The following is a 12262-nucleotide window of genomic DNA, read 5'->3' on the forward strand; positions in this document are numbered from 1 at the left end:
GGCGGCTAATATAGCACAAAAGCAAACAGGGAATGAGCACTGTAGTAGCAATTTCAGCAAATAAAAAAGCGCATCAAAAGATGCGCTTTAAGAGCTTTGCTATCACAAGTTTTGCTATTAATCAGCCCAAGCTGTGTTATTGACCGCGGCTTGTCAGTGGCTGCAAAAGTGAGTTATGCGTCTTCAAAAGCGTTTAAAATCCCTTGAGCTGCATCGCGGCCTTCAGCAATAGCGGTAACGACTAAGTCTGAACCACGTACCATATCACCACCGGCAAACACTTTCGGGTTGGTTGTTTGGAAAGGGTTATCGTCAAACTTACTGGCTTTTACTAAACCCCATTCATTGGTTTCAATGCCAAAGTCGCTAAACCAAGCTGCAGGGCTGGCTTGGAAACCAAAGGCAATGATAATGGCATCAGCTTCAAGGGTTTGCTCACTACCGGCAATGACTTCAGCTTTTTGACGACCAGATTCATCGGCTTCGCCCATTTGAGTTTCTACACACTCAATGCCTGTGACTATGCCATCTTGCTCTTTGATTGCCACCGGTTGACGGTTAAATAAGAAGTTGACGCCTTCTTCGCGGGCATTTTGCACTTCACGGCGAGAGCCTGGCATGTTTGCTTCATCACGACGATAAGCACAAGTGACGCTTTTAGCCCCTTGGCGCACAGCAGTGCGGACACAATCCATAGCTGTATCACCACCGCCTAATACCACCACGTTTTTACCTTCAAGGCTTAAATATGGGTTTTCAGAGCATTCAGTGCCCATTAAATGATGAGTATTACCAATCAAGTAAGGCAGTGCTTGAATGACACCTTGACTGTCTTCACCGGGTAGGCGAGCTTTCATTGCTGTGTAGGTACCCATGCCGAGGAACACAGCATCATAACCATCTAGCAGGCTTTGAAAGGGAATGTCTTTACCAACGGTAACGCCCATTTTAAATTCAATGCCCATACCTTCAAGTACACTACGTCGGGTGGCCATAACCTCTTTATCAAGCTTGAAAGATGGAATGCCATAAGTCAGCAAACCACCAATCTGTGGATATTTATCATATACCACAGCTTTAACACCGTTACGACTTAAGATATCAGCACAACCAAGGCCCGCTGGCCCTGCACCAATAATTGCCACGCGCTCTTTGCGTGGCTTCACTTTTGTCATATCGGGTCGCCATCCCTGGCTGATTGCAGTATCGGTAATGTATTTTTCAACATTACCAATGGTGACTGCGCCGAAATCATCATTGAGGGTGCAAGCCCCTTCACATAGACTATCTTGAGGGCACACTCTGCCACATATTTCTGGCAAGGTATTGGTTTCATGAACCAAATCTGCTGCTTCTAGAATACGACCTTGTTCGGCCAGTTTTAGCCAATTAGGAATGTAGTTATGCAGTGGACACTTCCACTCGCAATAAGGATTACCACAATCTAAACAACGGTCTGCCTGCTCAGCCACTTGAGGCTGAGAAAACGGCTGATAAATCTCAATAAATTGAGTTGAACGTTTCGAAGCGGCGTGTTTAGTTGGATCTTTACGATCGACTTCTATAAATTGAAAATCATTACTCATCTTAATTTACCCCGCCTTTACTGCAAGTTCCGGGCTTTTTTGCTCAATTTTGAGCAAGTCAGCAACGGCAATGTTCTTCGGCTTCACTAATACAAAACAATCTAACCAGTTCTCAAAATCACTTAAGATCATTTTGGCATGCTCACTGCCAGTGGCGCTTGCATGCTCTTCAATCAAGCCTTTAAGGTGTTGCTGCTGTATTGTTGATTCTAGTTTTTGGGTATCAACAAGCTCAGTATTAACTCGGCGACTAAAGTGATTAAAGCGATCAAAGATATAAGCAAAACCACCCGTCATACCTGCGCCGAAGTTAACCCCTGTTTTACCAAGAACAACTACGATGCCGCCAGTCATGTACTCACAACCGTTGTCACCCACACCTTCAACCACAGCTACGGCGCCAGAGTTACGCACCCCAAAACGCTCGCCAGCTTGACCTGCAGCATAAACTCGGCCGCCAGTTGCACCATATAGACAGGTATTACCCATAATGGCACTGCGCTCACTTTGGAATGGGCTGCCAACAGGAGGATGGATAATAATCTTACCGCCAGACATGCCTTTACCGACATAGTCATTAGCATCACCAATTAGCTCTAAATCTAACCCCGGGCTATTCCATACCCCAAAGCTTTGACCTGCACTGCCGTTAAATTGCAGTGTGATAGGTGATTTAGTGCCTTCTTTACCAATGTTGGTGGCAATAAAACCTGATAATGTCGCGCCGATTGAGCGGTCGGTATTGTTAATGGCATATTGCTTGGTTAACGCCTCACCGGCTAATACCGCTTGGGCTGTGTCTGAAACAATTTGTAGATTTAACTCACCTTTATCAGAAGGCGGGTTTAACTCTTTCCAAGTTATAGCACTTCCGTCAGCGACTTTTGGCTGATATAAAATTGGCGCTAAATCGAGTCCTAACTGCTTGGCTGTTTGGCCTTCAAGGGCATATAACCAATCAGTACGGCCGACTAAATCTTCAAATTTAGCAACGCCTAATTTTGCCATCCATTCACGGACTTCTTGAGCGACAAACTCAAAGTAAGTAATTACTCGCTCTGGCAAGCCATGATAATGCTTGTCACGTAAGTTTTTATCTTGGGTTGCAACACCGGTTGCGCAGTTGTTTAGATGACAAATACGCAGGTATTTACAACCTAAAGCAATCATAGGTACGGTACCAAAGCCAAAGCTTTCTGCACCTAACAACGCGGCTTTAATGATGTCTTGACCGGTTTTTAAGCCGCCATCGACCTGTAAGCGAATTTTATGACGCAAACCATTCTCAACCAGTGATTGATGCACTTCCGCAAGGCCAAGCTCCCATGGTGAGCCAGCATATTTGACTGACGTAATTGGACTGGCACCAGTACCGCCATCGTAACCTGATATGGTGATCATATCGGCGTAAGCTTTCGCAACACCCGTTGCGATGGTGCCAACGCCCGGCTCAGATACCAGTTTCACTGACACTAAAGCTTTAGGGTTGATTTGCTTTAAATCGAAAATCAGCTGGGCTAAATCTTCGATAGAATAAATGTCATGATGCGGCGGTGGCGAAATTAAGGTAACCCCAGGGCGCGCATGACGAAGACCAGCGATTTCAACACTCACTTTATGGCCAGGTAACTGACCACCTTCACCGGGTTTTGCCCCTTGAGCGACTTTAATTTGCAATACATCAGCATTAACAAGGTAGTGGGCTGTAACGCCAAAACGGCCAGAGGCAATTTGCTTAATCGCTGAGTTACGTTCGCTATTGAAACGACTTGGGTCTTCACCACCTTCACCAGAATTTGAACGGCCACCAATGCGGTTCATAGCAACGGCTAAGGCTTCATGGGCTTCCGGACTTAATGCGCCGATACTCATTGCAGCGCTATCAAAGCGTGGGAATAAGTTTCCGGCAGCTTCAACATTTGACTCGTCAATGGCCGCATTTGTGCCTTTAATGCCAATTAAGTCACGTAAGGTCGCAATAGGGCGGTCATCGACTAACGCTGCAAATTTCTTATATTTAGGGTAATCCTGATCTTTAAGACTTTGCTGTAACGTATTGACGACATCGGGGTTGAAACTATGATACTCGCCGCCTTCAACATACTTTAATAAACCGCCTTGTGGCAGTGGTATGTGAGCGCGAAACGCTGCGGTATGAAGCACTTTTTGATCGTTAGCTAAATGTTCAAAGCTTGCACCTTCAATACGGCTAATCACGCCTTTAAAGCACAATTCAATTACATCTGAAGATAAACCAATGGCTTCAAATTGCTGGCTACAACGGTAAGAGCCTACAGTGCTGATCCCCATTTTCGACATGATTTTACGCAGGCCTTTTTCAATACCTTGGCGGAAGTTCAACATCAAGATACTGTCATCTTCTACTTGATGTTTCTTTGCCATGGCTGAAATAGACTCATAAGCCAGATAAGGGTAAATCGCTGTCGCGCCAAAACCTAATAGCACGGCAAAGTGATGTGGGTCGCGCGCAGATGCAGTTTCAACAATAATGTTGGTGTCACAACGTAAGCTTTGATCAACAAGGCGTTGCTGCACCGCGCCCACAGCCATAGCGGCAGGGATCACTTGAACATTTTTAGCGGCGGCTCTGTCTGACAGGATTAGTAAGGTTGTGCCACTTCTTGCTAAACGCTCAGCTTCATCGGTAATGCGCTCGATAGCTTGCTTTAAGTTTTCGTGGGCGTCGTAGTTTAAATCAATAGTATTCGCACGGTAGTAACTGCTATCAAGACCAAGTAACTGATTAAAATCACTAAAAAGTAAAACGGGTGATTCAAACATCACTCGATAAGCCACGCCGGTTGTTTCGCAAAATAAGTTTTGCTCGCGCCCAATACAGGTGGTTAACGACATCACATGTTTTTCACGTAATGGATCAATAGGCGGGTTGGTGACTTGTGCAAACTTTTGACGGAAATAGTCATACAGTGAGCGAGATTTTTTCGACAATACCGCCATTGGAGTATCATCACCCATTGAGCCAGTAGCTTCTTCACCTTTACTTGCTAGCACCCAAATAACTTGCTCTAACTCTTCACGGCTGTAACCAAATTGCTTTTGATACTGAAGTAACACATCAGCACTAAAATTACTGGCGCCTTGTTGAGCGGCATCAATTTTGGTCGCAGGTTTTAAGGTGCGGCTATTTTTAGCCATCCATTCTTTGTATGGGTGGCGACGTTTTAAGTCATTATCGATTTCAAATGACGAATACAAACGGCCATTCATGGTATCGAGTACTAATAATTCGCCAGGGCCAACACGGCCTTTTTCTACCACTTCATCGGCAGAATAATCCCAAATACCCACTTCTGATGCCAGTGTTAGGATGCGATCCTTGGTTATAACGTAGCGAGAAGGGCGTAGGCCGTTACGGTCTACGGCGCAGGCAGCATGGCGGCCATTGCTCATTACGATGCCAGCAGGGCCGTCCCACGGCTCCATATGCATCGAGTTGAAATCATAAAATGCTTTCAACTCATCATCCATTTCAGGATTACTTTGCCAGGCTGGTGGTATAAGTAAGCGCATAGCACGGTATAAATCCATGCCACCGGCTAATAGCATTTCCAGCATATTATCCAATGATGATGAATCAGAGCCAGTTTCATTAACAAAAGGCGCGGCTTGTTGTAAATCAGGCAATAGCGGTGAATTAAATTTATAAGCACGGGCTCTGGCCCATTGGCGGTTACCGGTAATGGTATTGATTTCACCATTATGTGCTAAAAATCTAAATGGCTGCGCTAATGGCCACTTCGGCGAGGTGTTAGTTGAAAAGCGCTGATGGAATAAGCAAATGGTGCTTTTGAGACGAATATCGGCTAAGTCAGAATAAAATGCTGGCAAGTCTGCAGGCATCATTAAGCCTTTATAGACAATAACCTCACCCGATAAGCTGGCAACATAGAAGTCGCTATCATCGATGATTTGCTGTTCAAGACGGCGTCTGGCCATATAAAGCCGACGTTCTAAATCTTTTTCACGCCAGCCCACAGGGGCATTAATTAACACTTGGTAAATTTGTGGCAGGCTTGTGCGGCCAATCTCACCCAGTACATCAGGGTTTACAGGCACCTTTCTCCAACCGGCAACACTTAAGGTTTCACGCTGGAGTTCTTTTTCTAAAATGGCTTTTGCGGTTTCAGCTTTGACTGGATCTTGGCTGAGAAATAGCATGCCCACTGCAAACTTGCGGCTAAGGTGCCAATCATTTTCAGTTGCAATGGCTGCAAAAAAGTCTTTCGGCATCGACATTAATAGTCCACAGCCATCACCTGTGCGACCGTCTGATGCTATCCCGCCACGGTGTTTCATTCTATCCAAACCGTGAATAGCAGTACGGACAATACGATGGCTAGCATCGCCATCCATTTGGGCTATTAAACCAAATCCACAATTGTCCCGCTCAAAACTGGGATGATATAAGCTCATACAAAAACTCCCTAAACCTAACTTAATACGACTCGGATAATGCGGAGAAGTTCTCATAGATATGCACCCGAACCACCCAAATTAGCTTGATAATGGATAAAGGTCAAACTTAAATTACTCAACAAAATGAATTGTTACTGTTATTACAAATGTTATAAAAAAGCTACCTTACGTTAACGTAAGATGTTTTTTTGTTCGTATAACCTTATGAATAAAAAGAATTTTAAAATTACAAAATTGTCACTTTTACTTTTGGTTAACATTTGGTGTTGATTGATATTGATTTATGGATAGTGAATTTATTTTCAAGTACAGTTTGAACAGGTAAATTGCCTTAAATGATTATTTATTCAATTAATTTGACTAAGAGTTGTAACTGCCAAGTTCAAAAATGTGCCCTTTGTCACTGTGTGAATATAAATTAATCGATTTATTTACTGTTTTTTTGATGTGGCACTAAGTTTTTATCTGTCAGAGCCTGTATTGTCTGCCACTTTTTGCCGTCAGGAGCAATTGTGGGTTTAGATGATTTTGTAAATACCTTCGGTGCAGTATGTAAGCAGCAATATGGCGGCAGAATTAAAAAGCTGACAATTGATGCTAAGTTCACTTGCCCAAATCGAGATGGAACCTTAGGTAAAGGCGGCTGCACTTTCTGTAATGTGTCGTCATTTAGTTATGAGCAAGGCACTGAAGCCAGTATCTCTGAGCAATTAAAGCAAGGTAAGCAGCGCTCGCTAAATGATAGTGCCAAATATATTGCTTATTTTCAGGCTTATACGAGTACCTATGATGAGTATCAGGTGCTAAAGACGAAGTATGATGAGGCCATTAAAGATTCAGATATTGTTGGCTTACATATTGGTACCCGCCCGGATTGTGTACCAGATGATATTTTAGATTTGTTAGTCAGTTATCAAGATAAGGGGACTGAAGTCTGGCTTGAGCTTGGCTTACAAACTTCAAAAAATGACACCTTAAAGCGCATTAACCGTGGTCATGACTTTGCTTGTTATCAAGATACAGTGCAGCGCGCTCGAAAACGTGGCATTAAAGTCTGTGCTCATTTGATCCTTGGCTTGCCCGGTGAAGACTATAGTGATTACTTGCGCAGTTTGAACAGTGTCATTGAAACCGGAGTTGATGGCATTAAACTGCATCCATTACATATAGTAGAAGGGAGTGTAATGGCTAAGGCATGGCGTCATAAAGGGATGGCATTACTCACAAAAGAAGACTACGCCAACTATGCCAGTGAGCTTATTCGTCATACACCTAAAGATATTATTTTTCACAGAGTCACAGCTTATGCTAAAAAACCGCTATTACTGGCGCCTGATTGGTGCGGTTATCGATGGGAAGGCTTAGTGGCTATCGTGCAAAATTTAGCGGCTAACGGTGGACAAGGGCACTATTTGTCAGCCCAAAAAAACTAAAACTCAATCTTTAACTGCAATTTATGAAAGTTTATTCACTTACTTTATAAAGTTTTTTTAACAGCTTGTTAAAATACTGTGCTCATTTGCCAGAAATTAGACTTGAAAAGCCTTGTTTAGTTGCATAGGGGATTTTAGCGAGTATTATAAATTCAATTTTAAAGTTATGAATTGATTAAGAGGTGCCGAGATGGCCACAGTTGAGTTAGAGTCTGTATTGGATCTCAATACGTTAGAGCAATATTGTAGTGCTATTGGTGCTGGAACTTTATTAAAAAGTGTCGTGTTATTTGAGCAGCTAATGCCTGAATATTTAGGAAGCCTCATTAAAGCGAATGAAGCGAATGACAAAGATACCCTTTGTGCTGAAGCGCATAAATTTAAAGGTGCTGCAGGTTCTGTTGGATTAAAGCGTATTCAGCAATTTGCACAGCTTGTTCAACATGGCGAAGAGCCAGCTTGGGATACTGAGCATGATAAATGGTTAGGTCAAATCGTTGAGCATGCAGGTTCAGATCTACAGCAATTAAAAGAATTTTTAGAAGCAAAAGCTTAATTGCTTTTGACTTTTAAAAGCCCCGCAAGGGGCTTTTTTTTGCCTTTAAAAAAGTAACAGCATTAAATTTGCTGATTATGCGGACTAGATCCAGCTTAATTTATTGTTATTTATGTTTAGTTAATTCATTATTTAAATGACATCATCTTATGGTAATCGATTAAATGAAAAACCTGCCAAGCCTTAAAAATCTATTTTATTTAGTGAATTTGCATCAAGAGCAAAACTTTAACCGAGCGGCAAAGTCTTGCTTTGTTAGTCAGTCGACTCTTTCAAGTGGGATTCAAAACCTTGAAGAGCAATTGGGATATCAGCTTATCGAGCGTGATCATAAATCATTTATGTTCACAGCCATTGGTGAAGAGGTGGTTGATAGAGCGAGAAAATTATTGACGGATGTTGATGATCTTGTCGAATTAGTCAAAAACCAAGGTGAACCAATGACAGGTGAAATCCGCTTAGGTTGTATTCCGACCATAGCGCCTTTTTTATTGAGTCGAGTGGTAAAACAGTGCCAAGCTGATTATCCCCAATTGAGTTTATTGCTAAGGGAAGACACCACAGAAAGTTTGTTAGCATCACTGGGAAAAGGTGAGCTGGATTTACTTATTTTAGCTTTGCCTGTGGATACTACAGGTTTTCATAGTATGAAAGTGGGCATTGACCCGTTCAAAATGGTGGTTCATCAGGAACTATCTAATGGGATCCATGTGCCTATTGATTATCAACAAATGCCCGATGAAAGTATTTTCTTACTGCAAAGTGAGCATTGTATTACTGGCCATGCGATTACGGCTTGCCAATTAGGCAATAGTGCTAAGATTAACCCCTTTGCCGCCACGAGTTTACATACTCTGGTGCAAATGGTGGATAGTAAGTTAGGAACGACCTTTTTACCGCAAATGGCCATTGATGCTGGTATTTTGAATGACACTGAACTTCAGATTATGACACCGCCTGGTGAAGCGCCATATCGTGATATTGGATTGGTTTGGCGACAAACCACTAGTCGTATTTCAACCTTTAGAACCTTAGGCTTGATGCTAGAAGGCTTATTGCAAAAGCAGTAATCAAGCTGGCAACGGTTTATCTTGTTTGGTGTTGTTTCATTAAGGGGTTATTTTCGGAGCTACACCAAATACTTCAATTTCGTGTTTTTTACCTTTTAGCATCATTGCACCTAAATCAGTTAAATCGTATTGGCTGGTTTGACGTTCTAAACGGTGGGCGACTTCACCGGAGATCAACATTCTCTGACCTAAAGGGTTACACTGATCTTGAAGCCTTGCGAGGGTATTGAGTACATCGCTAAAGTAGCTAATTTCTTGCTTATGAACGCCAACTACGGCAGCGACAACCTGACCACAATGGGCAGCAGCTTTAAATTTGGGTACAAAACCATAATGTTCTTCAAAGTAAGCGCGATGCCAGTTTAACTGTTGGCTGAATTCATAATAGATATTCATACAGCGATCTTCTTTAACACCTTCATCTAACGGCCAATGAATTAATACGGCATCACCCATATAACGGTAAATTTCAGCTTCATTATTGGTTACAGTATCTGCCAGCATGCTAAAACTATCTTGGATTAGACGACTGAAACGGTAATCACCTAATGTTTCTGCATGAGCGGTAGATGACACCATATCCACAAATAAAAATAGTCGGTGTTCATAACGTGGCTGGTGGTATTTACCTAAACCTATGTTAAGTAACACTCTTGGGCCTACAAGTAGCGCCATTTGTTCAATAAAGGCTAAGCCGACGCGTACCACGGCGAGATAAATCACTAAGGCCTGAAATGCTGGGCTGTATAAAATATGCGCAGTAAGCATTTGCCTTAGTGATACTAAATGGTTTTCTATGGCCCACATGTTTAAAAATTGGGTGACATAAGCCAGCGTCATGGCACCGAGTAGTAAAAATAGGCCTTTAAATATGACTGAAAAAATATAGGGCAGGCGGCTGATGGCGCTAAAATCGGCAATAAGGTTAGACATCCAATGCAGGCAGCCGAATACGAAGCCCATAAAAATAGCTAGCGTTGCTAAGTCTATTTTTCCGATGGCCCATTGAGGTAAATCAGGAGTTTGTGAATATCGGAAAAAGACAAATGCGCTCATGGCAATACACCATGCTAAAATCGCAAATAATAGCTTTCTTGTCTGACGACGTACTTTCACAGGATTATATCGAGTCCGTTGATATTTTAAGACAGGCTAGTTTATAGAAAATTCCCATACTTGTCATAGTGGTATTTACAATAGTTTTAATAAAAAGCCTTTATATTTACAGTTTGTAACGCTAACTAAATGCATTTGTTAGTATTTGGTGGGTAAAGTTGATCTTTAAATAGAAACCTCGGGGATTAGAGAGCTTAATCAGACCGTCTTCGGCAATTGACTCAGTTAATGCTTGGCTATTGGCTGCCTTTGGTCTTAGTTGTAATACTTCACCATGACGAGCGGTGATTTGCTCTACTTTTCCTATGGCGATTAATTCCATTATCTCTTCCCAGTCTTGCTTTAACTGGACATATTGTTGTTGATTGGGTTGCCATAATACTGGTGAGCCTATTTTTCGCTCAGCGACAGGGATACTTCTTTCACCCTGAATGGGGATCCACAGCACGTGTTGTAATTTATGATAAACCACACTGTCTTCCCAAGTGAGCCCTTGAATATTGGTCAGTGGGGCAACGGTGACATAGGTTGTTTCTATTGGTTTACCCTGTTTATCAATTGGAATGGTTTTTAACTCAATCCCCAAATGAAGAAAGTCTTGCTGTGGTTTTGAGCCTGCCGTTGCCCCTAGCTCCATTTCAATCAGTTGTCCTACCCAGCCTTTGTCTCTTCTTAAGTTTTCTGGCACGTTTACGCCATGCTCTTTTGCTATGTCACCTAAACTGACACCAGCCATGTCATAGGCTCTTTGCATCAATTCATCGATTGAGTTTGGTGGGGTATTCATCATGGAGCAATGTCTTACTTTTAAAAGTTCGCGTGTATTAAAGTGTACTGTTTTATCTATTATTTTAAAATGACAACTGCTGGTTGTTTTTTGAGCGCCTTGGCAGGTTAAAGTTATCCAAGGTTTTGCAGTAATATATCGCTCTGTTTATTAACGACTTTTATGAATGTTGGTGAGTTTGTTTGACCATTTTATAAAGTTACACTCCTTTTGCTCCACTATTTCACACACACTTATCCACAGAATGAATGAATAACTTTAATTTGTTTATGCTTAGCGGATATTTTTTTGACAGTCAATGGTGAAAAATAGCTTTATTTTGATATTTATAAAATAAATATGTTGTTTTTTGTGTATAACTTATTTCGCCTGTATGGCCACAATTAATAATTACCTTTGCTGTTTAAAAAGTGACCTCTTGTGTGGTTTAATTATAAGTTAACAATGCTGCAAAAGGTCAAGTTGTTGTATTGGTTTGTTTTTTTACTGTTGATTTGGTTTTGTTAACGACAGTGGTTGTCACTGTAATTTGGCCTGTTTAGAGTTATTTTAGAGTTTCAAACAGAGATATCCACAGATTTTGTGGATAATAATGATAACTAAGGTCATCATCTGTTGATAAAAGTTGCTAAGGGCTTATTTTATCCAAGTGTTCTATTGAAATAGTCGTTTGCCCGTAGGCGAGCTTTATGAAACAATCTAGTCATTAATTTGTAGTGAAATTGGAGTCCATGTGATTGATAGCGACGGCTTTCGCGCAAATGTGGGCATTATTATCTGTAACAAATATGGTCAAGTAATGTGGGCCAGACGGTTTGGACAACATTCATGGCAATTTCCTCAAGGCGGTGTAGATGATGGTGAAACCCCAGAACAAGCCATGTACCGAGAATTGTATGAAGAAGTCGGTCTTAAACCTGAAAATGTGCAAATTTTAACGTCAACACGTTCATGGCTGAGATATCGTTTGCCTAAGAGGTTAATTAGGCAAGAAAGTAAACCAGTTTGTATTGGTCAAAAACAAAAGTGGTATCTATTACAACTGAAAGACAGTGACGACACGATTAATTTGAATTCCTGTGGTCATCCAGAGTTTGATGATTGGCGTTGGGTGAATTATTGGTATCCAGTCAGACAAGTCGTTTCTTTTAAGCGTGATGTTTACCGTAAAGTTATGAAGGAGTTTTCCTCTATTACATTGGCATTTCAAGGCCGCGAGCCTAGCCGAAAAAGAGGCCGTTATAGAAATTAGCTGA

8 protein-coding genes are annotated in these 12262 nt (G+C 41.8%); 4 read left to right on the forward strand and 4 right to left on the reverse strand.

Translation table 11 applies throughout. The features are described from left to right. Nucleotides 1-173: 173 nt before the first annotated feature. Both BCU91_RS09925 and gltB read right to left on the reverse strand, forming a co-directional pair. The gene (locus BCU91_RS09925; protein ID WP_102531392.1) at nt 174-1586 is read right to left on the reverse strand and encodes an FAD-dependent oxidoreductase; all 1413 of its coding nucleotides are present in this window, start codon (nt 1584-1586) and stop codon (nt 174-176) included. 6 nt (nt 1587-1592) lie between these two features. Then, nucleotides 1593-6041, reverse strand: a complete 4449-nt coding sequence (gene gltB / locus BCU91_RS09930) for a glutamate synthase large subunit (protein WP_102531393.1) — start codon at nt 6039-6041, stop codon at nt 1593-1595. 515 nt (nt 6042-6556) lie between these two features. Here gltB and BCU91_RS09935 point away from each other — a divergent pair. From BCU91_RS09935 to oxyR, 3 genes are all read left to right on the forward strand, one after another. Further along, complete coding sequence (locus BCU91_RS09935) at nt 6557-7477, forward strand: TIGR01212 family radical SAM protein (RefSeq protein ID WP_102531394.1); 921 nt, start codon at nt 6557-6559, stop codon at nt 7475-7477. Between the two features lie 190 nt (nt 7478-7667). After that, on the forward strand, nt 7668-8033 hold the full coding sequence (locus BCU91_RS09940; protein WP_076542524.1) for an Hpt domain-containing protein: 366 nt from the start codon (nt 7668-7670) through the stop codon (nt 8031-8033). A gap of 164 nt (nt 8034-8197) precedes the next feature. Beyond that, nucleotides 8198-9103, forward strand: a complete 906-nt coding sequence (gene oxyR / locus BCU91_RS09945) for a hydrogen peroxide-inducible genes transcriptional activator OxyR (RefSeq protein ID WP_102439249.1) — start codon at nt 8198-8200, stop codon at nt 9101-9103. A gap of 39 nt (nt 9104-9142) precedes the next feature. Here the strand turns inward: oxyR and BCU91_RS09950 are convergent, their stop codons facing one another. Further along, nucleotides 9143-10219 carry an adenylate/guanylate cyclase domain-containing protein gene (locus BCU91_RS09950; RefSeq protein ID WP_102439248.1) on the reverse strand — a complete coding sequence of 359 codons (1077 nt, stop codon included), beginning with the start codon at nt 10217-10219 and terminating at the stop codon, nt 9143-9145. A 121-nt stretch (nt 10220-10340) separates the two neighbouring features. Further along, on the reverse strand, nt 10341-11006 hold the full coding sequence (mutH, locus tag BCU91_RS09955) for a DNA mismatch repair endonuclease MutH (protein ID WP_102439285.1): 666 nt from the start codon (nt 11004-11006) through the stop codon (nt 10341-10343). Between the two features lie 733 nt (nt 11007-11739). Between mutH and rppH the strand changes: the two genes are divergently transcribed. Next, nucleotides 11740-12258, forward strand: coding sequence for an RNA pyrophosphohydrolase (gene rppH / locus BCU91_RS09960; RefSeq protein WP_102531395.1), 519 nt, complete (start codon nt 11740-11742; stop codon nt 12256-12258). Nucleotides 12259-12262: the final 4 nt, after the last annotated feature.

This window comes from Shewanella sp. 10N.286.52.B9 (assembly GCF_002873635.1).
GTDB lineage: Bacteria > Pseudomonadota > Gammaproteobacteria > Enterobacterales > Shewanellaceae > Shewanella.